The organism is Rhodopseudomonas parapalustris (assembly GCF_053772255.1).
This window is the reverse complement of sequence record NZ_JAMKBZ010000012.1, coordinates 93,758-119,210: the sequence shown is the minus strand read 5'-3', so window position 1 is coordinate 119,210 and position 25,453 is coordinate 93,758. Positions and strand designations below refer to the sequence as shown.

Below are 25,453 nucleotides of genomic sequence, written 5' to 3'. Positions count from 1 at the left end.
CGTCAGGCTGCACGCACGATCTCGCGGACGTGGTCGAGCGTTTGCTCGATCATGTCCGCGGTGACGTCGAGATGGGTGCAGGCCCGAATGCGCCCCTCCATCATTGCCAGCAACACGCCGCGCTGGCGGAGCTGCCCGACCATGTCGGCGCCGGAGACGCCGGCGCCGTTAGGCTTGAAGAACACCAGGTTGGTCTGCGGCATCTGCACGTCGATGCCGTCGATCTGCGCCAGCCCTGAGGCGAGGCGGCGCGCGTTGGCGTGATCGTCGGCAAGGCGATCGACCTGATGATCGAGCGCGTAGAGGCAACCCGCGGCGATCACGCCGGACTGCCGCATCGCGCCGCCGAGCCGCTGCTTCCAGCGCCACACCTCGTCGATGAAGTCGCGCGGGCCGGCCAGCACGGCGCCGACCGGAGCGCCGAGGCCTTTACTGAAATCGATCCAGGCCGAGTCCCAGCCCTTCGTCATCCGCTCGGCGCTGATGCCGGTGGCGACCACCGCGTTCATCAGCCGCGCGCCGTCGATATGTGTCCACAAGCCCGCGTCTTTGCCGGCAGCGGCGACCGCGTCGAGCGTCGCCCGCGGCCAGATCGTGCCGCCACCGATATTGGCGGTCTGCTCCGCGCTGACCATGACCTGCGGAGGTTCGTAGCGAGTCTTCGGATGCAGCGCGGCGCGGAACGCCTCCAGCGAGAACTGGCCGTCGTCGCCGTCCAGGCCCGTGATCTGGAAGCCGCCGAGCGCGGCGTGCGCGCCGCCTTCGCGCGACAGGATGTGCGCGGTGCGATGAGCGATGATCTCGTCGCCGGGCCGGCAGGTCGCGAGAGTCGTCGTCACGTTGCACATCGTCCCCGAAGGGAGAAACACCGCGGCCTGTTTGCCGAGCAGCGCCGCAACGCGCTCCTGCAGCAGGTTGGTGGTCGGATCGTCGCCGGTCTGCTCGTCGCCGACCTCGGCGCGCGCCATCGCCTCGCGCATCCCCGGCGTCGGCCGCGTCTGGGTGTCGGACAACAGGTTGATCCGCACCGGCGGCGCATGGGGATCGGGCGGGGAGGGGATGTAGGACATGAACAAAGCTAACATGGTGGACTTGGAACGAACGGTAATCGCCAGAACACGATTAGGTCAGCGGAAGGTGATCGTGAGATCGGCGCCGAGATGAGACCGCGTCGCGTCACACCGACTCGGCGCGCAGTCCGCCCTGAATCAAAGCGGCGAATGCCGCGGCCGCCTCGGTCTCGCAGCACTGGCCGCGCACCATGGCCGCGGAGAGCGCCTCGCCGGCGCCGATGAGGCCGACGCAGCGACGCTTCACCTCCGCCGGCGGCAGGTCGCTGTGCGGCGCCAGCGCGCCCGCAAATAGCTGGACGTAGCCGTCGAGGAGATGCTGGTACACCGCGTCCTTCTCGCTGCTGCCCGCCAGCGCCGCGCCCACCGCCTGCCATTCGCCGTTCGTCTCCGCCGAACAGTGAACATAGGCGGCCGCCAGCAGCTCGGCGGTCTGCTCCAGGCTGCGCTCGCCGGTAGCCAGGGCAGCGCGCAACGCATCGACGTGCGCAGCGTCGATCGATTTGTAGAGCTCGATCAGCAGTCCCGATCGCGTCCCGAAATGATCGTAAGCGATCGGCTTGGAGACGCCGGCGCGCGCCGCCAGATGCCCGAGCGTGAGGCGATCGGCGCCCTCGTCGCGGACGATGCGGAGCGCCGTGTCGAGCAACTGTCGCCGCCGCGCGCCCTTGGCGAGTCGTCGGCCCGGCGCGCCCGCACGATGTCCGGCGGGATTTTTTCCGTCATGCATGAAACCTACCAATGGTAGCTTTATTGAGCTACCATTGGTAGGTTAACGCGAGCAAGGAGGCCGTGCAATGGCCCTGGATCCCATTCTGCTCATCGGCGGCTCTGGCATCGTCGGCCGCTGGACGGCCCGATTGCTGCGGGCGGCGCATCCCTCGGCACCGTTGCTGATCGGCGGCCGCGACGCTGCGGCGGCCCAGGCGGTGGCTAAGGACATCGGGGGCGCCGAAGGCGTGGGCGTCGATACGGGGGCTGACGATCTCGGTCTCGGCGGACGCCCGGTCGGCGCCGTCGCGGCGCTGTTCTCCGACCAGCGCCTGGCCGCCCTGCGCTTCGCCCAGGCGCGCGGCGTGCCGCATATCAGCATCTCCCCGGGACTTGCCGAACTCGGTCCGGAAGTCGCCGCTTACATCCACCGGCCGCGCGCCGCGCCGATCGTGCTCGGCACCGAATGGTTGGTCGGGGCGGCGAGCGTGCCGACGCTCGCCTTCGCCAGGACGTTCAGCCGGCTCGACACCATCGTCGTCGACGCTCTGCTCGACGAGGAGGATGCGTTCGGTCCTGCGGCGCTGGCCGACCTGGAGCGGCAGACGCGCACCATGCCGATGGCGTTGATGCGGCGCGACGGCGCTTATGTCTGGTGTGTGGGCGACGATATCAGGACGCATTTTCGCGCGATCGACGGCACCGAGGTCGAGGCGTCGGTGTTCGCACTTAACGACGTCGTCGGTCTCGCGGCCGCGACCGGCGCGCCGAACGTGCAGTTCAATCTCGCGCTCGGGGTTAGTTCGACGCGTCGTCGAGGCGAGCCGATGTCGACCGAGATCATCATCGAACTGCGCGGTGGCGACCACGCCGGCCGGCCGCTGCGCACCCGCCACGCCATCGTCCATGGCGAAGGACAGATGCCGCTCACTGGGCTCGGCGTCGCGATGGTGCTCGAACGCCTGGTCGGACTGGACGGCGCCCCGGCGGTCCCGGCCGGGCTGTACTTCCCACACCAGTTGCTCGATGCTGCCGTCTATCTGCCGCGCCTCGAACAGGCCGGGGGCAGGGTCCTCGAACTGGAATAGGCGACAACACGCAGCAACAAAAAGGCCCCGGCGAACCGGGGCCTCGATGCATCGAACTGAGCAGCAATCAGTGCGGAGAAATCAGCGCGAATAGAATTCGACGATCAGGTGCGGCTCCATCTGCACCGCGAACGGCACGTCGGAGAGCGCGGGGATGCGCGCGAACTTCGCGGTCATCTTGTTGTGGTCGACTTCGATGTAGTCCGGCACGTCGCGCTCGGCGAGCTGGCTGGCTTCGAGCACGAAGGCGAGCTGCTTGGAAGCTTCCTTCACCTCGATCACGTCACCGACCCGCACCTTGTAGCTCGGGATGTTGACGCGCTTGCCGTTGACCTTGATGTGGCCGTGGTTGATGAACTGCCGCGCCGCGAACATCGTGGCGACGAACTTGGCGCGGTACACCACCGCGTCGAGGCGGCGCTCGAGCAGGCCGATCAGGTTCTCGCCCGAGTCGCCCTTCAGACGGGTCGCCTCGACGTAGATGGCGTGGAACTGGCGCTCGGAAATGTTGGCGTAGTAGCCCTTCAGCTTCTGCTTGGCGCGGAGCTGGACGCCGAAGTCGGACAGCTTGCCCTTGCGGCGCTGGCCGTGCTGGCCGGGGCCGTATTCGCGGCGGTTGACCGGGCTCTTCGGACGGCCCCAGATGTTCTGGCCCATCCGGCGGTCGATTTTATACTTGGCTTCAGCGCGCTTTGTCATCGCGTCCTCTAGGGTTTGAGTTGTGAGGAAACGCGCCCTCCTGTGCATGGGGAAAAATCCCCTGCCGACAGGTCCGTCCTTAAAGCATAAGGGGAGGACCACGGGTCGCGAAACGCAACGCGGGCCGAAACCGGCCCGCGAGCGGGGGCTTTCTAGGGGCAAAGCCCTGGGATGTCAATTCGGGGCACCTTCAAGGCACCGCCGCAGCGCGGATCGGTCGGGTGGCTGCGGCGCGTTCCAACCGCTCGATCTCGGCCGCGATCGTGGTGTTCAGTACGTGCTCGAGGGAGGTCGTGATCCGTGCGATCGGGGCTGCGTCGATCACCCGGTGGTCGAACCGGACGATGACCTCCAGGCTGCCGTCGTCGGCGAGTCGGCCGTAGCTCAGGATGTAGGGACCGGGGCTGACCGGGTAGAGGTCGCCAGGGCCGAACGCCGACACTGAAGAGATGCCGAAACTACCGAAGAAATTCGCCCGCGGCCGGCCGAGCGACATCCCGACCCACCAGGCGACCCGCCGCAGCGGCCACGGCATCCGGCTGATCCGCAGCAGCTTGCGAAACATCGGGACGGTTTCGATCGGCGCCGTGCGAGCCTCGCGGATGATCGAATCGACCTCTGTCAGCGGCCGTGTATCGGCCGCGGTGACTTTCTGCATCAGCACGCAGTCTTCGCCATCGATGCGGCGCGCGACCGCGATCATGCCGACGCTCTTCGGCAGCTCGAAGAAGTGCGGCCAGGGAAAGTCGATATACAGCGTGCGCAGCAGCGGCTCGTCGCGCGCCACCAGGCTGAACGCCTTGGCGAGGATCGCGGCAAAGCCAGGTGGCGATGCGGCGGCGGCCCGAGCCCGCGCCAGCGGGCCGAGTTGCAGCGTGCGGCGATAGCTGATGAGAGGTACGCCCTGCGAGGCGTGCATCAGATCGGCGATCAGTCGCCGCGGCGCCGAGATTCGACGAGTTTTGCCCCGCATTTATTTGGCGGGCGAAGCGAATGGCTTGGTCTTGTCGACCACCCAGACCGCCATCACCTTGGCGCCGTTGTCGCCGTGCACTTTGGCGTCGTGCACCACCCCGGCCGGGATCACATAAGAGTCGCCGGCCTTGAGGTGCTTGTCGGGTTCGCCGTCAATGCTCATCACTGCCTCGCGCTCCAGCAGATAACCGGTCTCGATGCCGGGATGGGTGTGCCGGCCGATGTTGCCGCCCGGCGGCAGCTCGGCGAGACCGCTGACGGTGACGTATCCATCGGGAAATTCGATCTTCTGCAGCGGGGTGCGCTTGATCCCGCTCTGCTGCGCGACCGCGGTGCTTGCCGCAATCATCACGGCACACACCACAACAATGTGACGAGAGATTTTCATTGTGATTGTCTCCTCCCGGAGACGAAACTAGCAGCGTCCCGTCAGGCGGAAAAGCGCCTCAGGCCGGAACCCGGCCGCCGAAGTAGGGCGCCAAGGCGGTGTTGGTACGAGGATGCCGGCCGGAGGTGAAGATCATCTCGGCACCGGGGCCTGCGGCATGGCCGGTGGCCTCGCCGAGCAGGGTGACGACGCGGCGGGCGATCGCCGGGGCCGGATCTATCCAGTCGACCGGCCACGGCGCCAGCCGGATCAGCCTGTCGAGCAGCAGCGGATAATGCGTGCAGGCCAGCACCACCGAATCGGTACGTCCGCGCGCAGCGTCGGCTTCGACGAAGCACGGTGCGATCTCGGCGCGGATCGCGGCGTCAGTCACCTCGCCGCCGCCGAGCGCAGTCTCGGCGAGGGTGGCGAGACGCACCGAGCCGACCAGCGACACCTCGCAGCCTTGCGCAAAGTCGCGGATCAGGGCGCGGGTATATTCCAGCCGAACGGTAGCGCTGGTGCCGAGCACCGAGACGCGCTTGGTGCGGGAGCTGGCGCAGGCCGGCTTGATCGCCGGCACGGTGCCGACGAACGGCACCCGGTAGCGGGCCCGCAGCGGCGCCAGCGTCATGGTCGAGGCGGTGTTGCAGGCAATCACCACCAGGTCGGGCGTGTGCGCGGCGATCAGCTCGCCCATCAGCGGCACCACCCGGCCGATCACGGCCTCTTCGCTGCGCTGGCCGTAAGGGAAGAACGCGTCGTCGCCGACATAGACGTAGTGCGCGTCCGGGCGGGCGCGGACCACTTCGCGCAGCACCGTGAGGCCGCCGAGGCCGGAATCGAACACCAGGATTTTGGGGAGCGAGGTCACGACGGCGACCTTACCCGATCTTGGTTAGCTTTCGGTTGCCGATCTCGCGACGCAGCTCTGCGGCGGCGGCAAGGCCGCTCTGGTCAGTGGCTGTCGGCGACCTCGGTCGGCGGCACCTTGCGCTTGACCCGCTTGATGGTGCCGGAGAATGTGAATAGTGGTCGCTCGCCGCTCTTGAGGATGCCGCGAACGAAGATCAGCGACTTGCCGGCGCGGGTGACTTCGCCGGTCGCCTCGATCAATTCGCCCTCGAAAGCCGCGTCGAGGAATTCGGCGCCGAACGCCACCGTCACGCCCGACCCCTGCAATTCGCGGACAGCGATCGCAAACAGGCAATAGTCCGCGAAGGTCATGAAGCAGCCGCCGTGCACCGCCTTCATGCCGTTGAGGTGTTTCTTCTCGACCCGAAAGGCGCAGCGCACGCGGCCGTCGTCGTCGATGCGGTGCCAGAACGGGCCGTTGTGGGATTCGAACGTGTCCCGCGTCCAGGTCCGCCAGCCGGCGAATTCGCCTTCGGTGGCAGTGAAGAGGTCCGGTCGGCCGGGACGAGTCGATTCGGCAGTGGGCTGCAAGGGGCGTTATCCTTTGGTCTATCGTTTGGTCCATAAAACCGATGCGGCGCTGCAATGCAAATCGGTCAATCTGAATTGACACTGCGCAATTGGCAGGCAGGTCGGCGCTGTATACCCTCTCGCCCCGCAAGAAACGGGCCGCGTGAGGGAGACCAGAATGAGCGACCAGATCAAATATGTACTGGACGAGGAGAACATCCCGAAGTCCTGGTACAATCTCAATGCCGACTTTCCGACGCCGATGCCGCCGGTTCTGCATCCCGGCACACATCAGCCGGTCGGCCCGAGCGATCTGGAGCCGCTGTTCCCGATGGAGCTGATCCTCCAGGAGGTCGCGACCGAGCGCTACATCGAGATTCCGGAGCCGGTGCGTGACGTGTTCCGGATGTGGCGCCCCGCGCCGCTGATCCGCGCCCGCCGCCTCGAGCAGGCGCTCGGCACGCCGGCCAAGATCTACTTCAAGTACGAAGGCGTTTCGCCCGCCGGTTCGCACAAGCCGAACACTGCCGTTCCGCAGGCCTGGTACAACAAGCAGGCCGGCATCAAGAAGCTGTCGACCGAGACCGGCGCCGGGCAGTGGGGCTCGTCGCTGGCGTTCGCCGGCTCGCTGTTCGGGCTCGACGTCCTGGTCTTCCAGGTCCGCGTGTCGTTCGATCAGAAGCCGTATCGTCGCGCGCTGATGGAGACCTACGGCGCGCGCTGCATTGCGTCGCCGTCGACCGAAACCGACTCCGGCCGCGCCATTCTGGAAGCCAATCCGAACAGCCCCGGCTCACTCGGCATCGCGATCTCCGAAGCGGTCGAGATCGCAGCCAAGAATCCGGACGTCAAATATGCGCTCGGCTCGGTGCTCAATCATGTGATGCTGCACCAGACCATCATCGGCCAGGAAGCCATCAAGCAGTGCGAGATGGCTGGCGATGATCCGGACGTGATCATCGGCTGCGCCGGCGGCGGCTCGAACTTCGCCGGCCTTGCCTTCCCGTTCCTCGGCCTGCAGCTCCGCGGCGGACGCAAGCGTCGCATCATTGCGGTCGAGCCGGCGGCGTGTCCGACGCTGACGCGCGGCACCTACGCCTACGACTTCGGCGACACCGCGCATCTCACCCCGCTGGTGAAGATGCACACGCTCGGCTCGACCTTCATGCCGCCGGGTTTCCACGCCGGTGGCCTGCGCTATCACGGCATGAGCGGGATGGTGTCGCATGCGTACGAGCTCGGCCTGATCGAAGCCCGCGCCTACAAGCAGGTCGGCTGCTTCGAAGCGGGCGTGCAGTTCGCCCGCACCGAAGGCATCGTGCCGGCGCCGGAGTCCACCCACGCGGTGCGTTGCGCGATCGACGAGGCGCTGCGCTGCAAGGAGGAGGGCAAGTCGGAAACGATCCTGTTCAACCTCTCCGGCCACGGCCATTTCGACATGCAGGCCTACATCAACTACTTCGAAGGCAAGCTGGTCGATCAGGACTACGACGAAGCCGACCTCGCGACCGCGCTGGCCGGCCTTCCGGCGGTGGCGGCATAATTCTGAAGCCGACCGCAAGGCACTGATCCGACCTCTCCCCGCCCAGGGCGGGGAGAGGTCGGATTGCGCACCAATCCGGGTGAGGGGCCGGGCACAGCTTCAATCCGCGGCCGGCCTTTCAAGCCGGCACAGCGCCGCGACGACCCCGCAGAGTTTTCCTGTTTCGATTCACTGCCCGGCCCCTCATCCCACCCTTCTCCCCGCGCAGAGCCGGGAGAAGGAGCCGGCCGCGGCCGGGGCGGAGGCTGCAACTTATTGAAAAGGCATGCCTTCAATCGCGGCCGAGGGTGGTTCGCCATCCCCAGCCGCGCAGAAAACCCTTTCCCCTTTGGGCCGATCTTTCTACATAACAGCCATCGCGCCGGCCCCTCCGGTGCGCCGAGGAATGCTGCCCTATGTCCGCTCCCGAGCCGAAGATCACCCCGGAATTGATCGCCAGCCATGGCCTGAAGCCGGACGAATATCAGCGCATTCTCGACCTGATTGGGCGCGAGCCGACCTTCACCGAGCTCGGCATCTTCTCGGCGATGTGGAACGAGCACTGCTCGTACAAATCTTCGCGCATCCATCTGAAAGGGCTGCCCACCAAGGCGCCGTGGGTGCTGCAGGGGCCGGGCGAGAACGCCGGCGTGATCGACATCGGCGACAATCAGGCGGTGGTCTTCAAGATGGAGAGCCACAACCACCCGAGCTACATCGAGCCGTATCAGGGCGCCACCACCGGCGTCGGCGGCATCCTGCGCGACGTGTTCACGATGGGCGCACGCCCGATCGCCTGCCTCAACGCGCTGAGCTTCGGCGACCCGAGCCATCCCAAGACCCGGCACCTGGTGTCCGGCGTGGTTGCCGGCGTCGGCGGCTATGGCAACTCGTTCGGCGTGCCGACCGTCGGCGGCCAGACCCGGTTCCACACCCGCTATGACGGCAACATCCTGGTCAACGCCATGGCGGTCGGCCTCGCGGATGCCGACAAGATCTTCCTGGCCGCGGCGTCCGGCGTCGGCATGCCGATCGTCTATCTCGGCTCCAAGACCGGCCGCGACGGCATGGGCGGCGCCACCATGGCGTCGGCCGAGTTCGACGAGGGCTCGGAGGAGAAGCGCCCGACCGTGCAGGTCGGCGACCCCTTCGCCGAGAAGCTGCTGCTCGAGGCCTGCCTCGAGATCATGGCCAAGGACTGCGTGATCGCGATCCAGGACATGGGTGCGGCGGGCCTGACCTGTTCGGCGGTCGAGATGGGCGCCAAGGGCGACCTCGGCGTCGAACTCGATCTCGACGCGGTGCCGACCCGCGAGACCGGCATGACCGCCTACGAGATGATGCTCTCCGAAAGCCAGGAGCGCATGCTCATGGTGCTGAAGCCGGAGAAGGAAAAGGAAGCCGAAGAGATCTTCAAGAAGTGGGGCCTCGACTTCGCGATCGTCGGCTACACCACGCCGACCAAGCGCTTCGTGGTCAAGCATGGCGGCCAGGTGAAGGCCGACCTGCCGATCAAGGAGCTCGGCGACGAAGCGCCGCTCTACGATCGCCCGTGGGTCGAGTCGCCGAAGTTGCCCGTGATCCACGCTCGCGACATCAACGCGCCGATGGGCGCCGCCGAGGCGCTGGAGAAACTGCTGGCGACGCCGGACTTGTGCTCCAAGCGCTGGGTGTGGGAGCAGTACGACCACGTCATCGGCGGCAACACCGTGCAGCGTCCGGGCGGCGACGCCGCGGTAGTTCGCATCGAGGATGGCCCGAAGGGCCTCGCGCTCACCGTCGACGTCACGCCGCGCTATTGCGAGGCCGATCCGTTCGAGGGCGGCAAGCAGGCGGTGGCCGAAGCGTATCGCAACATCACCGCGGTCGGTGGCAAACCGCTGGCGATCACCGACAACTTGAACTTCGGTAATCCGGAGCGGCCCGAGATCATGGGCCAGCTCGTGGGTTGCCTGAAGGGCATCTCGGAAGCCTGCATCGCGCTCGACTCGCCGATCGTCTCCGGCAACGTCTCGCTCTACAACGAGACCTCGGGCCGCGGCATCCTGCCGACCCCGTCGATCGGCGGCGTCGGCGTGCTCGACGACTTCACCAAGTCGGCGACGCTCGCCTTCAAGGCCGAGGGCGAAGCGATCCTGCTGATCGGCGAGACCAAGGGCTGGCTCGGCCAGTCGGTGTATTTGCGCGAGATCTGCGGCCGTGAAGAAGGTGCGCCGCCGCCGGTCGATCTGACCTGCGAAAAGCGCCACGGCGACGTCGTGCGCGGCATGATCCACGCCGGCACCGCGACTGCCGTGCACGATGTGTCAGATGGCGGCCTCCTGGTTGCGATCGCCGAGATGGCGATCGCCGGCAATATCGGCGCCGCGCTCGACGCGCCTCCCGGCGAGACCGTGTCGCACGCCTGGTGGTTCGGTGAAGATCAGGCCCGCTACGTCGTCACGGTGAAGCAGGACGATCTGCTGGCGGTGATGACCAAGTTGAAGACGATCGGCGTGCCGTGCGCCCAGATCGGCGTCACCGGCGGCCACGCGCTGAAGATCGAAGGCGAACGCACCGTCGACCTCAAGGCCCTGCGCCACGCCCACGAGCATTGGTTACCGGATTATATGGGCGGGAAGGCTTAGTCGTCTTCGGCCTCCCCATCGTCATTCCGGGATGCGCTGCGCGCGTCTCGGAATGACGAAAGAGGGGCCTCACAGCACCCGATACGCGCCCGGAATCTTCCGCAAGAGATAAGTCGTCGCCCAGCTCAGCAGCAGGCCGAGGGTGAACACGGTGGCGGCTTTAACGATCGCCGGCAGGTCGTAGTCGTACAGCCAGTATTGCAGCCACAGCATGTAGGCGTAGTGCACCAGAAAGATGCCGTAAGCGTCGTGCTGCAACGGGTCGAGCAGGCTCCAGCCGCCGCGGCGGAAGCGCAGGAAAACCGCCAGGATGGCGAAGATGATTGCGGCGCTGAAGGCGGTCAGCGCGACGCTGTAGCTCGCCTCGTACCACATCGGCAGATCGTCCGGATTGTCGAGGATGCCGCGCTTGATGCCGATCAGGCCCCACATCCCGAGATACGGCACCAGCGCCACCAGTAGCCACACCCACCATTGCTTCGCCAGTTTGCCGCCAGCGCCGAGCACGCTTTGCTCGGGGTGACAGGCGCCGATGCCGGCACCGATGAAGAAATATGCGGTGTACAGCAGCACCCGGCTGGCCTGCACCGCGAACGGACCCCATTCGAACCAATAGGTCGAGGTGTAATACAGCCGCGACGGCACGTAGAGGATCGCGGTGACGATGAACACCGCGCCGATGAACAGCGCCGGTGATTTGTAGCCCAGCTTGGCCAGATGATTGATCGGGTCGAGGGTGTGCCGCGAGATCCGATACAGCACGCCGCCGATCACGCTGAAGATGAACAGTACCCACAAAAACCACAACGGTCCGCTCGGCCACGGACCGACTGTGATCATGTTCTTGTAGAATTGTGCGAAGGTCTCGGTCGGGTCGGCGCGCAGCGCCAGCGCGTAGTAGGCGATCGGGATCACGGTGAACGCCGCGATCGCGAACGGAATGCCGAGCCGGATCAACCGGTCGCGCGCCAGCGAGCCGAATTTCGGCCGGTGGTCGAGACTCGGCCACAGAAACAGCCCGGACAGCATGAAGAACATCGCCATGAAGAAACTGTCGGTGGCGAGCACGATGCAATCGAAGCCGATGAACGAGGTCGGGTCGGTGTGGCCGAAATAGGTGTAGGGGATCACCGAATGATGGATCAGCACCAGAATGGTGAGGAAGGTGCGGGTCCGGTCGAGCGACAGGTCGCGCACATGGGTTGCTGCGTGCGCGGTCATGCCGCCAGTGGTGGGATAGGTTACGGTCACGAAACGAGCCCCGCGCGATTGCCGCCGGTGGAATACGATACTGCGCCTTAGCTGAATCGCCTCTTCGGCAAATTGCTAGGGTTTGAATTCTTCGATTTGGACTTTTTCCGGATAGAACGCCAGATAGCCGGCAATCTCGGCCATCGCCGGAAACGGCGTTTCGTAGCTCCATACCGCGTTCGGCAGTGGGACGCCCCCGGCGACGATGCTGAAATAGCTGGCATCGCCCTTATACGGGCAGTGGGTAACCCGAGCGGTCTTTTCCAACAGCCGCATGCCGGCGTCTTCCCGCGGAATGTACTGCACTGGCGGATAGCTGGCTTCGCGCAGCGTCAGCGCGCGGCGGGTCTCCGCGATCACTTGACCGCCGGCGCTGATTCGGACGCCGTTCGGGTTTGCCGTAATCGTAATCGGGTGATCTGGGCCGGGGAGCTTCATCGGACGAACCTTCAGGGCGTGAAGCGGCCTGGTGTCGCGGTCACCTTGTCGGGATGTACCCGGCAGGGTGGCTTTGAAAGGGCCGTACTGCGATATAGGATGGCGGCTCAGGATTGCCACGGCGCTTGCCGCGCAGGTGGCCCGCGACGATCTGGAGGACGACCGAATGCCGATGGATGCCCGCGATATCGAGGCCATGATCAAGGCCGCGATTCCCGACGCGGAGGTGACGATTCGCGATCTCGCCGGCGACGGCGATCATTACGCCGCGACCGTGATTTCGGAGTCGTTCCGTGGCAAGTCGCGGGTGCAGCAGCATCAGATCGTCTACCAGTCGCTGCGCGGGCAGATGGGCGGCGTGCTGCATGCACTCGCCCTGCAGACCGGCGTGCCCGAAGCCTGAAGGTACGCGGGCGCTCTGATCCGAGGTTGGTGCGGCGGCTGTCCTCGGCCGGCTGAGGCTCATAGCGGCCGCTATTCGAGCTGAGCCGCGCGCGCCGCCGCTTGGTCCATCCGTTGGCGCATCGCGTTGACCTCGTCGGAGAACGCCACGAGGTGACGATCGACCAGCTTGCCGCGCGCGACCTCCTCGATGCTGCACAACTCGCTCTCGACCCGCGCCAGCGTCTCGGCCGCGCCCTCGGTCAGCGAAAGCAAGATCACTCGCCTGTCTTCGGCCGATCGAGTCCGGGTTACGACACCGCGCCGTTCCAGCAGCATGATCTGCGTCGATACGAACGAACCCTTCATATTGAGCAAGGCCGCAACTTCGCCGACCGGAACGCCATCCTGGTCGGCGAGAAAGTCCACCGCCTTGATCAGCAGCCATTGCGATCCTGACAGGCCGATCCGGCGCCCCAGCAGCTCGGCCATCCGCAGGATCGAGAAACTGATGGCTGATACGTCCCAGACCAATCGATGCACCAGTCGATCCGTGCGCTTGGTGCATTTGCCGTCGTCGATCGACTCGTCGGTGGCGTTGGTCGTCCCGGCCCTCATCCCGTCTTCCCTTCAGTGTGTGCCACGCGTGTCGCACTTCGCCGCAGGCACCGATCATCTGGAAGATGATGCTTCGAGGCGAGCCAGCGAGCGCAGTCGCGCCGACGCGGGTGGCAGAAATTCGTCCGAACATGGCAGGCGGCGCGGTGTCGCTCCGCCTGAACTCAGCATCGTTCAGGCGGGAAGCTTGGGTGGAGGTGTGTCGGGACTTGCCCGCAGAGCGATCACCAGCGAAGACCCGGCAAAGCAAGCCTGTTCGCTGCCGAACGATGGACCTCCCTCGAGCGCGGTCGGAACGACCGCCGACGAGCATAACGGGCAGCGATCGCAGACCGATAAGGCCAAGGCGTCGGAGCTGCCGGCCACAGATTGCGTGCTCACCATTGTCGCGGTGGGCTCCGTCACCAGATGGATGCAAACGATCTGATGCAGCAGGCTGGAGGCGAGATACGTCGACATCACGACGATCAACGCCAGGCAACGTCGCACGCGCGCCGCGTCAGTCGAAAGCCATCGAACGAATCCGCCCCTCATTCGGGTCGCATAACAAATCCGTCACATGTCGCAAAGGCGTCGCGTGGTCGCCGTTGCAGGTCTGCTCGCGCTTCGACGTTAACGAAGGCTTTACAGCCGCGAGGCACCGTCGGCGCGGGTAGGGGAGCGAATGTCGAACTGGCGGGAAGAGAGGGCGAAGGCCAACGCGCAGGCGCTCGCGCGACTGACCAAGCGCCTGCCGGCGGTGTTTCCGCAGGCCGTGCTGATCCATGCCAAAGCCCGCGCCTATGTGCCCACGACCCTGCGGGTTGCTGTCGACTCCTACTGGCGCGCTCATCCGCTGCGCTCCGACCGGCTGGCGCGTGTGCTCGCCGCCCGTAGCGGCGCGCCTGCGGGCTGGCAATGGCAGCTCGGCGACGCCCCGGATGCCGCACTGCCGACCAGCTTTCGAATTCCACCTGCACCGTATCGGGAGACAGCGCATCAGCGCGGCCCCGGATTCTGCTGCGTTTGTGGCCAGCCGGTGTACCGGTTCGGCTGGCACGCCGATCTATGCGACGCCGGCATCAATAAGAATGCCACCTGGCACAGCGCCTGCGTGACGGCGTGGCAATTCTGGAACGCGCCAAGCGGTCAGACCAAGCTGCTGCGGCGCCTGCAGGGGCGTCGCTGCCGCGAGACCAACCGGCGGCTGCTCAGGACGGCGGAGGTCGATCACCTGGTGCCGCTGTTTCAGGTCTGGCGCCAGCATCGCGACCTCACCTGGCCGGAGCTGCTCGGCTATTGGGGCCTGCCCAATCTGCAAGTGATCAACCGCGAAGTTCACGCCGCCAAATGCGCTAGCGAGGCGCGAGCCCGACGCTCCGCCCGTGTTGCGGTGGCCGAGCACGTCTGACCCCGATCACGCGCTTCGCCGCGGATTTGCGCTTAGTTGGCGCCGATCTCGCGGAACGACACCAGACGGCGCTGCGCCTCGTCCCACAACACCAGCGGAACGCAGCGGAAGCTCTGCCACAGCGTGACGTGACCGATGACGGTGAGCTCGGGGTGATCGCGCAACACGCGGGGCAGGCGATAATACGGAATGCGGCTACACAGATGGTGGACGTGGTGCATCCCGATATTGGCCGTGAACCAGCGCAGCGGCGCCGGCAGGTCGTAGTACGAGCTGCCGTACAGAGCGGCCTGATGCAGGTTCCAGCGCTCGTCACGATCCCAGCTCGTGGTTTCGAACTGATGCTGAATATAGAACAGCCACACCCCGGCGGTGGCGGCCAGCAGCATGATCGGCAGATGCACCAGCAGGAATGCCTTGATGCCGATGAACCAGGTGAGCGTGAGTACGATGATCGCGATCGCGACATTGGTCGCCATCGCGCTGACCCAGGGTCGCCAGCCGTCGCGCATCAGCCCGACCGGAAGCCGTTGCTGCAGCAGAAACAGATAGGCCGGCCCGAGACCGAACATCACCAGCGGGTGCCGATACAGCCGATACTTCAGCCGTCCCCACCACGACAGCTCGTCATATTCGCGCACGGTCAGCGTATCGAGATCGCCGACGCCGCGGCGGTCGAGGTTGCCGGTGGTGGCGTGATGGGTGGCATGCTGGCGACGCCAGCAATCGTAGGGCGTCAGCGTGACCACGCCGATCACCCGGCCGACCCAGTCGTTCGTCTGGCGCTTCCTGAAGAATGCACCGTGGCCGCAGTCGTGCTGGATCATGAACAAGCGGAGCAGGAACCCGGCCGCCGGAATCGCGATCAGCAACGACGCCCAAGCGTGTCCCAGCGAATACACGAACCAGGCCGCACCCCACAGCGCGATCAAGGGCAGCGCCGTGATCATCAGTTCGGCGATGCTGCGCGACCGGCTCGGCGTGCCGTACTCGGCCAAGATACGCGTCCAGAGCCGGACGTCTGCGCGCGGCGTATCGATGTCGTCAGGTGTCGTGGTCGAGGGCATGGCCGAAGTCCTGCAATCGCACTAGCGGTGAAACGAGAGCAGGCGTGAGGGCGTGCGGCACCCTTGCGGCTGTGAACGGCGACGTGATTACGGATCTTGCGAGGCTGAATGCAGCCCAGGATGCGCCGGCCTCGAGGCCGCTATGCAGTTATCCATGCGCACGACCTCGTGCGCGGAAATGCCGTTCGCAAGCGGTACTCTTGGGGTCTGGCTTGCGCCGACTGGTACCAGCACCGATTGATCGAGGGCGAGGCGGCCGAGAAGCGAGTTCCCGTCACGCCGAACGATCTCGATGGATCGATACGTTCGATATGGCCATCTGGCCGAGCGATTACAAGAAGCCTGGCCTCGGTCGTGCGGTCGGCGGCGATCGTCAGTCGTCGGCTTCGATCGCGTGGACCGAAAACAAGCTGTCGGGATCGGTCCAGCTCTGCTTCAGCGACCAGCCGGCCTGCTGGGCCAACGCACGAAACCGCGCGAGGCTGTACTTGTAGCTATTCTCGGTATGGATAGTCTCGCCGGCCCGAAAGCCGATGCGCTCGCCGAACAGATTCACGGTCTGGTCGCGCAGGCTGACCAGATGCATCTCGATGCGGTGCTGATCGCGATTGTAGATCGCCCGGTGTGCGAAGGCCGACAGATCGAAATCGGCGCCGAGCTCGCGGTTGATCCGGAACGGCAGATTGAGATTGAATTTGGCGGTGACGCCGGCGGCGTCGTCATAGGCCGGCACCAGCAGGTTCTCGTCCTTCTCCAGATCGACGCCGATAATCATTCGCGCCCCGCGGCCCAGGATGTCGCGGGCGCTCCTCAGGAAGTGCAGCGCTTCCTGCGGTTCGAAATTGCCGATCGTCGAGCCGGGGAAGAATCCCACCTTGGGCAGATCGCGCACCGCCGGTGGCAGCGCGAACGGCTTGGTGAAATCGGCGGCGAGCGGATGCACCGCAAGCTGCGGAAAATCACGCTGCAGCGCCTCTGCTTGAGACACGATGAAATCGCCCGAGATGTCGACCGGGACATAGGCCGCCACCTGATGCGCGGCGAGCAGCAGGCGAATCTTGGTGGTGGCACCGGCGCCGAATTCGACGATAACCGCGTCCGGCGGGATCAGGGCTGCGATTTCGGCGGCGCGGTCGTGCAGAATGCCGAGCTCGGTGCGGGTCGGGTAGTATTCCGGCAGCCGTGTGATTTCCACGAACAGTTCGGAGCCGGCTTCGTCATAGAAGTACTTCGGCGACAGCGTCTTCTGCTTCCGGGTCAGCCCGTCCAGCACGTCGCGCGCAAACGCAGCGGTGTGGGGATCGAGCCGATGCTCTTGCGTCTGCACGGTGACGTGCACGTTCATGGGCGGTCCTCCAGGCTGCGCGCGCGGCGCTTCGAGTTCTTGTCGAGTCAGGCGCCGTAATCGGCGAGCCGCAGGCCGGTGAACTGCCAGCGGTGATGCGGATAAAAGAAGTTGCGATAGCTGACGCGGCTGTGGCCCTCGGGCGTGGCGCAGGACGAGCCGCGCAGCACCAGCTGATTGACCATGAACTTGCCGTTGTACTCGCCGAGCGCGCCTTCGATCGCCTTGTAGCCGGGGTAGGGCGCGTAGGCGCTGCGTGTCCATTGCCAGACCGTGCCGAACGCGTCGGGAAGATGCCCGGCGCGGGCCGCGACCTCCCACTCCATCTCGGTCGGCAGATGTTTGCCGGCCCAGCGGGCGAAGGCGTCGGCCTCGTAGTAGCTGATGTGGCTGACCGGAGCACTGGGATCGACGCGCTGCAGGCCGCCGAGCGTCATAATCTTCCATTCGTTGTCGACCTGCCGCCAATGGCCGGGCGCTTCCCAGCCCTCGCGCTCTGCGCAGGCGAAACCGTCCATCAGCCACAGCGTTGCGGTGCGATAGCCGCCGTCGGCCATGAACTCGAGCCATTCGGCATTGGTGACGAGATGCCGCGCCAGCTTTACCGGTCCGACCAGCGCGCGATGTACCGGCTTTTCGTTGTCGAAATGGAAGCTGTCGCCGGCATGGCCGATCGGATGAATACCCTCCGGCAACGCGATCCAATCATTGCCGCCACGTTCCGTCGCCGGCAGCCGCCACGACGGATCGTAAGCCGGCGGGATCGGGTTCTGTGCGAACGCGTGCAGAATGTCGGTGATCAGCAATTCCTGGTGCTGCTGCTCGTGGTTCAGCCCGACGTCGATCAGCGGTGCGATCTCTTCGAGCTTGGCAAGATCGGCCGATGCGAACCAGTCTAGCATCGCGGCGTCGACGTGGCGGCGGTAGGCCGCGATGTCGGCGACGCCGGGGCGGGTCAGCAGTCCGCGCGCCGCGCGGGTATGCCGCGGGCCGGCCGAGACGTAATAGGAATTGAACAGGAAGGCGTAGTCCGGGTGAAAGACCTGGTAGCCCGGACAATGCGGCCCGAGCAGAAACTGCTCGAAGAACCAGGTGGTATGGGCACGGTGCCACTTCGCCGGGCTGGCGTCTGGCATCGACTGGACCACCTGATCCTCGGGCGACAGCGGCGCCGCGCGGCGCTCGGTCTCGTCACGCACGGCACGGTATGCGCTGGCGAGGCGAGCGGCCAGATCGCGGCGATCGCGGGAGGAGGCGGAGGGGGAAGATTCGGCTGCAGCGGCTGTGGCGGAGGACAGAATCGTCACGAGCATCTCCGGTTTGGTGGAAAACGCTGCTGTTCGGAGTGAGTTCCAGGCTGATCAAGATAGGCGCTGACGATCGGGATGTAAGGTCGCTGCCGTACCAGGGGAGGATTTTGCGTCTTCCGCTCTCGCCTTGGCCTATTGCAGCGCGGCGGCGACGAAAATGGTAGCGAAGTCAAGGCGGCAGCCAGGGCTCAATCGGTTTTGACTTGGGCTGTGCGGCGGTTTCGGGATACATACGGGATACATATATGACGTTCGACCCGGCCGCTGGTGGTCAGCCGGCCGCGCCGCAAAAGGATTCGCCATGAGCATCGAGCAATTCATCGACAACGAAGTGAAGGCCAACGACGTCGTGCTGTTCATGAAGGGCACGCCGCAATTTCCGCAGTGTGGCTTCTCCGGTCAGGTGGTGCAGATCCTCGATCACATCGGCATTCCGTACAAAGGCCACAACGTGCTCGAGAACGCCGAGCTGCGCGATGGGATCAAGCAGTATTCGAACTGGCCGACGATTCCGCAGCTCTACGTGAAGGGCGAATTTGTCGGCGGCTGCGACATTGTGCGCGAGATGTTCCAGGCGGGCGAGCTGCAGAAGCTGTTCACCGACAAGGGCATCAAGGCCGCCGCCTGAGCCCCTTCATCCGCCAGATCGGCACGGCGACCTGTGAGGTCGTCGTCGCCGACATCACCACGCTCGCCGTCGATGCGATCGTCAACGCCGCCAATGCATCTTTGCTCGGCGGCGGCGGTGTCGACGGCGCGATCCATCGTGCTGCCGGCCCGGAACTGCTCGCGGAATGCCGCACGCTCGGCGGCTGTGACACCGGCGACGCCAAGATCACCCGAGGTTACCGGCTGCCCGCGCGTCATGTGATTCATGCCGTCGGCCCGATCTGGCACGGCGGTGGCCACGGTGAAGCTGCCGCGCTCGCTTCGTGCTACGCCCGTGCCTTGCAGCTCGCCCGAGACCATGCGCTGACCTCGATCGCGTTCTCGGCGATCTCGACCGGCGTCTACGGCTTTCCGCCCGAGCAGGCCGCGCCGATCGCGGCTCGAACCACCCTCGATGCGCTCCGCTCCACCACTTCGGTAACCCGAGTGGTGTTCTGTTGCTTCTCGACCGCCAGCGCCGAGCTGCATCGGGCTGCGCTTGCGGAGGCGGCCCCTTGAAACCGCTTCAAGCACCGCTACCATCACGATCCACGACAGAACCTGGGAGGATTTGAGGATGCTGCATCGCGCCGCGCGATGGTTGATGGCAGGGGCGCTGGCCGCGATGGTCGCGAGCCCGGCGATCGCCGAAGGAACGTTCGACCTGCCGCCGAGCGTGCAGTTCTCCGACAAGAAGCTCGAGCGGATCGACGAATTCTTCAACAAGATCATTGCCGAGGGCAAGATTCCCGGCGCGGTGGTGTACATCGAGCGCCACGGCAAGCCGGTGTATCACAGGCATTTCGGCGTCCGCGACGTCGCCACCAAGCAGCCGATCACCGACGACACCATCTTCCGGCTATCGTCGCTGACCAAGCCGTTCACCGCCTTTGCGGTGATGATGCTGGTCGACGAGGGCAAGATCAAACTCGACGATCCGGTCTCGAAATACATCCCGGCGTTCGCCGACACCCAGGTCGGCGTCGAGAAGAAGCACGAGAACGGCGAGAAGTATCTGGATTTCGTCGCGCCGAAACGGCCGATCCAGGTTCGCGACCTGCTGCTGCACACCTCCGGCATCACCTACGGCTTCTATGGCGACAGTCTGGTGCGCAAGACGATCGACGCCGCCAAGATCTACGACGGCGATCCGACCACGCGCGAATTCGCCGAACGGATCGCCAAGCTGCCGCTGCAGGAGCAGCCCGGCACGCTGTGGGACTACGGCAATTCCTACGAGGTGCTCGGCGCCGTCATCGAGGCGGCGTCCGGCCAGTCGTTCTATCAGTTCCAGAAGCAGAAGCTGTTCGCCCCACTCGGGATGACCGATACGCAGTATTTCTTCCAGTCGGAGGCGCAGAAGCCGCGGCTGGCGCAGCCGATGCCGAACGACTCCAACTTCCGCGTCGGCCGGCTGGTCGGGCCGGACATTGTCCGCAAGTGGGAGTCCGGCGGCGGTGGACTGAGCTCCACGCCGCACGATGTTATCCGCTTCGTCCGTATGCTGCTCAACAAGGGCGAGCTCGACGGCAAGCGCTTTCTCAGCAAAGCCGTGTTCAAGGAAATGACCACCGATCAGATCGGCCCGAATTCCGGGGTCGAGCGCGATTATTTCTATTTCCCGGGCGACGGATTCGGTTACGGCTACGGCCTCGGCGTCCGCACCGATGCCGGCAACGCCAAGCCACCGCCGCCCGGCTCGCTCGGCGAGCTGAAATGGGACGGCGCCTCGGGCTGCTACTTCGTGGTCGATCCCAAGCTCGACATGTTCTTCGTGCTGATGGAGCAGACCCCGTCGCAGCGTCAGCCGGTGCAGCGCGAACTGAAGAAGCTGGTGTACGAGGCGTTGGAGAATTAGCGCGCGGCTCGATCGGTTTCTCACCGCGGTCGCCGGTGGGAGAACGAATCGTCCGATTTCCGCCCCTTTGGGCCGCAGGATCGCGCGGCGGCGCTGATTTACGTGCCGCCGCGCCTTGGTTCCGCTACGACAATGCTTGCAATTTGGTCGGGTAGCTCGTCTAGTTCGGCGGAAGCTGCCCATTGTTTTTGTTCGCCCGGCCGTTTCGGGTCAGCGATGAGAAGTCGGGCGACCTCACTCGCTTGCCTGATAGTTAGTTGAATTTGGTTCGGATTTGCGCGGTTCACTGACGGCTGCCGCGCCGCTTCAACGATTTCGACAGCCGGTTCGACGGTTTTCCGCGCGGACTCTTGCCGTCTGTTTCTCCCGACCGATCCGCGCGGCAACCGGCTTCACGCCGTCATCGAAAGGACTCCTATGACCCATCACCAACCCGGCCGACGCAGCATCGTGTCGCGAGCGCTCGCCGCGATGATTCTGACGAGCATCTATTGCTTCAGCATGATCGGCGTGACGGCGCTCGTCTCGGGCGTGACCAGCACGGCTGCCAACGCGCAGCGCGGCGATGGGCGCGGCCGTGGCCGCGGCGAGATGCGCGGTCGAGGCCGTGGTCGCGGCGAAATGCGCGGCCGCGGGCGTGGCCGCGGACGAGGCAATCGCGATTGCTTCATCAATGCCGGCGGCTTCCGCGTCTGCTATTGAGCCGAAATAACGTATGCGTCGAGCGGCGGCGGTGTTCGCCGCCGTTTCGACTCTGGCATCAGTAGCTCAGCCGTTGCGCGCGTAGAGCATCGGCACCGCGGTATCGAGCATCGCCTCGACCACGCTGACGCCGTCCAGCGAAAGCGCGCGCGCCAGCGCTGGTGCCAGCTCCTTGCTGCGCGTCACCCGCACCCCGTCGCAACCGAGGGACTGCGCCAGTGCGGCGAAGTCGATCGCTGGCACGTCCAGGCCCGGCACATTCCGGACCTGCATCACCTGGCTGAACGAGCGCATCGCGCCGTAGCCGCCGTTGTTCAGAACCACCACGGTCAGAGGCAGCTTGCGCTGCGCCGCGGTCCACAGTGCCTGGATCGAGTACATCGCCGAACCGTCGCCGATCAGGCAGACGGTGCGGCGGTTCGGATGCGCCAGCGCGAAGCCGACCGAGGCCGGAAGCGACCAGCCGAGCCCGCCGCTGGTCATGGTGGCGAAGCTGTCTGCGCCGCGCATCGGCATGTATGTCTGCATCGCCGGGCGGTGCGAGGGCGCTTCCTCGACCAGCATCGCGTCGTCCGGCATCGCGGCGCGCAGCGTATGCAGCAGATATTCGGCCGGCATCGGTTCGGCTGGCAGAGGCACTGGCGGCAGCACGCGGGCCGGCGGCGCGGCGCGCTTGGTTTCAGGCAGCAGCTCCAGCAGCGTGGTGAGTGCCGGCGTCACGGTCGCGATAATGCTGGTGCCGAGCGGCGTCACCGTGGCGGCGTCGGCATCATCGGTGATCTGAAACAGTTTCGAGGCGCCGTCGAAGATCGCGGCATGGCCTTCGACGTGGAAGGTGAACACCGGCGCGCCGATGATGACGACGACATCGTATGCGCCGAGCGCGTCGGACAATTGCCCCGGCGAGGCGGGCAGGAAGCCGGCGAACAGCGGATGCCGTTCCGGGAAGCTGCAGCGCGCGGAGAACGGCGACACCCACACTGGCGCTCGCGTGCGCTCGGCGAGCTGCACCATCAGATCGCCCGCCGCAGCGCGGTCGATCGCGGGCCCGACCACTAGCGCGGGTTTCTTGGCTTTTGCCAGCGCATCGGCGAGCGTCTGCATCGCACCCCGATCTGGGCTAAACTCGCGCGTGATCGTGCGTGGCGGCACCGGCGCGGCCGGACGCGCCCAATCGTCGATCGGCACCGACACGAAGGTCGGGCCGCACGGCGGCTGCATCGCCACGTAGTAGGCGCGGGCGATCGCGGCCGGCACGTCTTCGGCGCGCGCCGGCTCGATGCTGTATTTCACATAGGGGCGCGGAAACTCGGAGGCGCGCTCGGCGCCGAGGAAGGCCTGCAGCGGCAGCAGGCTGCGCGCTTGCTGGCCGGCGGTGATCACCAGCGGGGTCTGGTTCTTGAACGCGGTGTAGATGTTGCCGAGCGCGTTGCCGACGCCGGCCGCCGAATGCAGATTGACGAAGCCGGCGTTGCGCGTCGCCTGCGCATAGCCGTCCGCCATCGCCACGGCGCTAGCTTCCTGCAGCGCCAGCACGTAGTCGATATCATCCGGCCAGTCACTGAGGAACGGCAGCTCGGTCGAGCCGGGATTGCCGAACACCTTGTCGATCTTGAAGGCGCGGAGCAGATCGAGAGTGGCGGATTTGACGGTGCTGACGGCAGCGCTCGGCTGCTTGGACTTCTTCGCGGGCAAGGGCGATTTCCTCGGGCGGCGGATGCCGGTGTTGTTGTTTGCACCGATCAAATCCGCAGGCGGCGAGGGGAGTCAACAGCATCAGCCGCGATGCCAAATTTCCCTCCCCCTTGCGGGGAGGGTGGCCGGCCGTAAGGCCGGTCGGGTGGGGGTGGACGCAGGCACTGTGCTCGGGGACCCCCACCCCGGCCTCCGCTTCGCTCGGCCGACCCTCCCCGCAAGGGGGAGGGGTTTCGCGGCCGCCGCGTGACAAATGCTACCAGCTCGCCGTAGCCTTCATCGTCGGCACGCCATCGGCATTGGCGGTCCACAGGTCGAGGCCGGTTGCGGTCTCGTTGGCGTTGACGCTGAAATCGGCGCCGTCGAACAGCGGCTGGACGCCGCGATAGCTGAAGGTCTTCGGCACGCTGCCCTTGAGCTTGGCGGCGAATTCGACCAGCAGCGCGGCCTGCATCGGGCCGTGCACGATCAGGCCCGGATAGCCCTCGACCTTGGTGACGTAGTCGCGGTCGTAGTGAATGCGGTGGCCGTTGAAGGTCAGCGCCGAATAACGGAACAGCAGCACCGGATCGGCGAGGTGGCTCTCGCGATGCTTGGCGGCCGGCGGCGCAGCCGCGGGCTTGGCCGGCGCTGCGGTCGCGGACGAGGGCGGCGGCACGTCGCGATAGACGATGTCCTGGCGGTCGCGGATCGCCACGCCACGGGGCGTGGTGATCTCATGGTTGACGGTGACGAAGCACAGCGTGCCGGTCGAGCCCTGCTTGATCGTCACGTCGCCGATTGTCGAGGTCCGGGTCACCTCGTCGCCGACCTTGAGCGCATCGACGAACTGCAGTTCGCCGCCCGCCCACATCCGGCGCGGCAGCGGCACCGGCGGCAGGAAGCCGCCGCGGGTCGGGTGGCCGTCGGGGCCGAGCTGGTCCATCGGGTACACCGGCTGGCCGAGGCACCAGTGCACGGTGAACGGCGCGGCATCGCCGGTCTGCGGCTTGCCGATGTCGAGGAACAGCGTCGCGCGCAGTCCCTTCACAAGTTGCGGGGTGACCAGGTCAGTGGCCTGTTCGCTGCGGCCGATCCACTGCCGCAGATGATCGATGTCGAGCGCGTCGGTCATGTTGGTCCTCGCTTACTTGCGCTTGTCGCCGATGCCCGGCACCGCGCCGTAGTGACGATCCTCGCCGACGACGATCGCCGCCGGCGCCGGATAGGTCACCTTGCCGTTCGGGGTGTCGACTTCGATCCGGCGCAGATGCGGATGGTGTGACAAATCTTCCATCGCGTTGACTTCGGCGAACGCGATGTCGGCGGCGGCGAGATGTTCGAGCAGATCGTCGCGGGTCAGCGAGCCGAAGATGTCGGCCACGATCTTGTCGGTGTAGGCGCGGTTCTTCACCCGCTCGACGCCGTTGCAGAGGCGGGGATCGTTGGGCAGGTCCGGCTGGCGCAGCACGTCCGAGCACAGCTTCTTCCACTCGCGCTCGCTCTGGATCGAGATCAGGATGTCCTTGCCGTCCTTGCTGGTGAACACGCCATAGGGCGCGATCGACGGGTGAGCGAGGCCGAGACGCTTGGGCGGATTGCCGGCCTCGGCGTTGAGCAGAGGCACGGTCAGCCAGTCGGCCATCACGTCGAACATCGAGATCCGGATGTCGGCGCCTTGGCCGGTGCGGCCGCGGCCGATCAGCGCTTCGAGGATCGCCGCATGCGCGGTGGCGCCGGTCGCGACATCGACGATCGACATGCCGACGCGGGAGGCGCTTTCCGGTCCGCCGGTGATCGAGGCGAGGCCGCTCTCGGCCTGGATCAGCAGATCATAGGCTTTGCGATGGGCGTAGGGGCCGTCGTCGCCGTAGCCGGAAATCGTGCAGATGATCAGCTTCGGATAGTCCTTGCGCAGCCGCTCGCGGGCAAAACCGAGCTTGTCCATCGAGCCGGGCTTGAGGTTCTGCAGCAGCACGTCGGCCGAAGCGATCAGCTTCTCCAGCTCGGCGCGGCCCTCCTTGGTCGAGAGGTCGACCACCGCGGATTCCTTGCCGCGGTTGAGCCAGACGAAGTAGCTGCTCTGGCCTTTGGCGGCGGCGTCATAGCCGCGGGCGAAATCGCCTTCGGGCCGTTCGATCTTGATGACGTGGGCGCCGGCATCGGCGAGCCGCGAACTGCAATACGGCGCGGCGACCGCCTGTTCGACGGCGATGACGGTCAGTCCTTCGAGCGGAAGCATTGCTCAATCCTTGCGATGGTCATGCCGGGGCGCGGCATCATTGTC

The 25,453-nt window shown here is 65.8% G+C and carries 26 protein-coding genes; 10 read left to right on the top strand and 16 right to left on the bottom strand.

Features of this window, described 5'->3' with window-relative positions; translation table 11 throughout:
• Positions 1–2: 2 nt before the first annotated feature.
• Both M9H71_RS12910 and M9H71_RS12905 read right to left on the bottom strand, forming a co-directional pair.
• Positions 3–1,070: a threonine aldolase family protein gene (locus M9H71_RS12910; RefSeq protein ID WP_455405416.1), complete on the bottom strand. Its 1,068-nt coding sequence runs from the start codon at positions 1,068–1,070 to the stop codon at positions 3–5.
• Positions 1,071–1,176: 106 nt separating this feature from the next.
• Complete coding sequence (locus M9H71_RS12905; RefSeq protein WP_455405382.1) at positions 1,177–1,719, bottom strand: TetR/AcrR family transcriptional regulator; 543 nt, start codon at positions 1,717–1,719, stop codon at positions 1,177–1,179.
• Positions 1,720–1,867: 148 nt separating this feature from the next.
• Here M9H71_RS12905 and M9H71_RS12900 point away from each other — a divergent pair, with 148 nt between their 5' ends.
• Complete coding sequence (locus tag M9H71_RS12900; RefSeq protein WP_455405381.1) at positions 1,868–2,869, top strand: NAD(P)-dependent oxidoreductase; 1,002 nt, start codon at positions 1,868–1,870, stop codon at positions 2,867–2,869.
• Positions 2,870–2,950: 81 nt separating this feature from the next.
• Here the strand turns inward: M9H71_RS12900 and rpsD are convergent, their stop codons facing one another.
• From rpsD to M9H71_RS12875, 5 genes are all read right to left on the bottom strand, one after another.
• On the bottom strand, positions 2,951–3,568 hold the full coding sequence (gene rpsD / locus M9H71_RS12895; RefSeq protein ID WP_455405380.1) for a 30S ribosomal protein S4: 618 nt from the start codon (positions 3,566–3,568) through the stop codon (positions 2,951–2,953).
• Between the two features lie 190 nt (positions 3,569–3,758).
• The gene (locus tag M9H71_RS12890; protein ID WP_455405379.1) at positions 3,759–4,541 is read right to left on the bottom strand and encodes an acyltransferase; all 783 of its coding nucleotides are present in this window, start codon (positions 4,539–4,541) and stop codon (positions 3,759–3,761) included.
• Positions 4,542–4,931: a cupin domain-containing protein gene (locus tag M9H71_RS12885; protein ID WP_455405378.1), complete on the bottom strand. Its 390-nt coding sequence runs from the start codon at positions 4,929–4,931 to the stop codon at positions 4,542–4,544.
• 58 nt (positions 4,932–4,989) lie between these two features.
• Positions 4,990–5,784, bottom strand: coding sequence for a glutamate racemase (murI, locus tag M9H71_RS12880; RefSeq protein ID WP_455405377.1), 795 nt, complete (start codon positions 5,782–5,784; stop codon positions 4,990–4,992).
• Between the two features lie 83 nt (positions 5,785–5,867).
• Positions 5,868–6,356, bottom strand: a complete 489-nt coding sequence (locus M9H71_RS12875; RefSeq protein WP_455405376.1) for a PaaI family thioesterase — start codon at positions 6,354–6,356, stop codon at positions 5,868–5,870.
• A gap of 157 nt (positions 6,357–6,513) precedes the next feature.
• Here M9H71_RS12875 and M9H71_RS12870 point away from each other — a divergent pair, with 157 nt between their 5' ends.
• On the top strand, positions 6,514–7,878 hold the full coding sequence (locus M9H71_RS12870) for a TrpB-like pyridoxal phosphate-dependent enzyme (protein ID WP_455405375.1): 1,365 nt from the start codon (positions 6,514–6,516) through the stop codon (positions 7,876–7,878).
• A gap of 395 nt (positions 7,879–8,273) precedes the next feature.
• A complete protein-coding gene (gene purL, locus M9H71_RS12865) occupies positions 8,274–10,484 on the top strand; it encodes a phosphoribosylformylglycinamidine synthase subunit PurL (protein WP_455405374.1) in 2,211 nt (736 codons plus the stop codon).
• Between the two features lie 69 nt (positions 10,485–10,553).
• On the opposite strand, the gene M9H71_RS12860 is transcribed toward purL, so the two are convergent.
• A complete protein-coding gene (locus tag M9H71_RS12860; protein ID WP_455405373.1) occupies positions 10,554–11,735 on the bottom strand; it encodes an acyltransferase family protein in 1,182 nt (393 codons plus the stop codon).
• Between the two features lie 75 nt (positions 11,736–11,810).
• Complete coding sequence (locus M9H71_RS12855; RefSeq protein ID WP_455405415.1) at positions 11,811–12,173, bottom strand: DUF427 domain-containing protein; 363 nt, start codon at positions 12,171–12,173, stop codon at positions 11,811–11,813.
• A gap of 166 nt (positions 12,174–12,339) precedes the next feature.
• Here M9H71_RS12855 and M9H71_RS12850 point away from each other — a divergent pair, with 166 nt between their 5' ends.
• Positions 12,340–12,576 carry a BolA family protein gene (locus M9H71_RS12850; RefSeq protein ID WP_022719642.1) on the top strand — a complete coding sequence of 79 codons (237 nt, stop codon included), beginning with the start codon at positions 12,340–12,342 and terminating at the stop codon, positions 12,574–12,576.
• A 71-nt stretch (positions 12,577–12,647) separates the two neighbouring features.
• Here M9H71_RS12850 and M9H71_RS12845 read toward each other — a convergent pair whose 3' ends face one another.
• On the bottom strand, positions 12,648–13,172 hold the full coding sequence (locus M9H71_RS12845; protein WP_455405372.1) for a MarR family winged helix-turn-helix transcriptional regulator: 525 nt from the start codon (positions 13,170–13,172) through the stop codon (positions 12,648–12,650).
• Positions 13,173–13,200: 28 nt separating this feature from the next.
• Between M9H71_RS12845 and M9H71_RS12840 the strand changes: the two genes are divergently transcribed.
• Complete coding sequence (locus M9H71_RS12840) at positions 13,201–13,599, top strand: hypothetical protein (protein WP_455405371.1); 399 nt, start codon at positions 13,201–13,203, stop codon at positions 13,597–13,599.
• Positions 13,600–13,836: 237 nt separating this feature from the next.
• Positions 13,837–14,562, top strand: coding sequence for a hypothetical protein (locus M9H71_RS12835; RefSeq protein ID WP_455405370.1), 726 nt, complete (start codon positions 13,837–13,839; stop codon positions 14,560–14,562).
• A 32-nt stretch (positions 14,563–14,594) separates the two neighbouring features.
• Here M9H71_RS12835 and M9H71_RS12830 read toward each other — a convergent pair whose 3' ends face one another.
• The 3 genes from M9H71_RS12830 to egtB form a co-directional block, all read right to left on the bottom strand.
• On the bottom strand, positions 14,595–15,629 hold the full coding sequence (locus M9H71_RS12830) for a fatty acid desaturase (protein ID WP_455405369.1): 1,035 nt from the start codon (positions 15,627–15,629) through the stop codon (positions 14,595–14,597).
• Positions 15,630–16,002: 373 nt separating this feature from the next.
• Positions 16,003–16,974 carry an L-histidine N(alpha)-methyltransferase gene (gene egtD, locus M9H71_RS12825; protein WP_455405368.1) on the bottom strand — a complete coding sequence of 324 codons (972 nt, stop codon included), beginning with the start codon at positions 16,972–16,974 and terminating at the stop codon, positions 16,003–16,005.
• 47 nt (positions 16,975–17,021) lie between these two features.
• On the bottom strand, positions 17,022–18,287 hold the full coding sequence (egtB, locus tag M9H71_RS12820) for an ergothioneine biosynthesis protein EgtB (protein WP_455405367.1): 1,266 nt from the start codon (positions 18,285–18,287) through the stop codon (positions 17,022–17,024).
• 298 nt (positions 18,288–18,585) lie between these two features.
• Here egtB and grxD point away from each other — a divergent pair, with 298 nt between their 5' ends.
• The 4 genes from grxD (at position 18,586) to M9H71_RS12800 (ending at position 21,492) form a co-directional block, all read left to right on the top strand.
• On the top strand, positions 18,586–18,912 hold the full coding sequence (gene grxD, locus M9H71_RS12815; protein WP_041807452.1) for a Grx4 family monothiol glutaredoxin: 327 nt from the start codon (positions 18,586–18,588) through the stop codon (positions 18,910–18,912).
• A complete protein-coding gene (locus M9H71_RS12810) occupies positions 18,909–19,451 on the top strand; it encodes an O-acetyl-ADP-ribose deacetylase (protein ID WP_455405414.1) in 543 nt (180 codons plus the stop codon). The genes grxD and M9H71_RS12810 overlap by 4 nt, the downstream gene beginning before the upstream one ends.
• 58 nt (positions 19,452–19,509) lie before the next feature.
• Complete coding sequence (locus M9H71_RS12805) at positions 19,510–20,790, top strand: serine hydrolase domain-containing protein (RefSeq protein ID WP_455405366.1); 1,281 nt, start codon at positions 19,510–19,512, stop codon at positions 20,788–20,790.
• Between the two features lie 417 nt (positions 20,791–21,207).
• Positions 21,208–21,492 (top strand): hypothetical protein, encoded by a 285-nt coding sequence (locus M9H71_RS12800; protein ID WP_455405365.1) that lies wholly within the window; start codon positions 21,208–21,210, stop codon positions 21,490–21,492.
• 66 nt (positions 21,493–21,558) lie between these two features.
• Here the strand turns inward: M9H71_RS12800 and mdlC are convergent, their stop codons facing one another.
• The 3 genes from mdlC to M9H71_RS12785 all read right to left on the bottom strand — a co-directional run bounded on the left by mdlC (position 21,559) and on the right by M9H71_RS12785 (position 25,408).
• Complete coding sequence (gene mdlC, locus M9H71_RS12795) at positions 21,559–23,187, bottom strand: benzoylformate decarboxylase (RefSeq protein WP_455405364.1); 1,629 nt, start codon at positions 23,185–23,187, stop codon at positions 21,559–21,561.
• 256 nt (positions 23,188–23,443) lie between these two features.
• On the bottom strand, positions 23,444–24,301 hold the full coding sequence (locus M9H71_RS12790) for an FAS1-like dehydratase domain-containing protein (protein WP_346296886.1): 858 nt from the start codon (positions 24,299–24,301) through the stop codon (positions 23,444–23,446).
• A 12-nt stretch (positions 24,302–24,313) separates the two neighbouring features.
• The gene (locus M9H71_RS12785; protein ID WP_164605943.1) at positions 24,314–25,408 is read right to left on the bottom strand and encodes a CaiB/BaiF CoA transferase family protein; all 1,095 of its coding nucleotides are present in this window, start codon (positions 25,406–25,408) and stop codon (positions 24,314–24,316) included.
• Between the last annotated feature and the right edge of the window lie 45 nt (positions 25,409–25,453).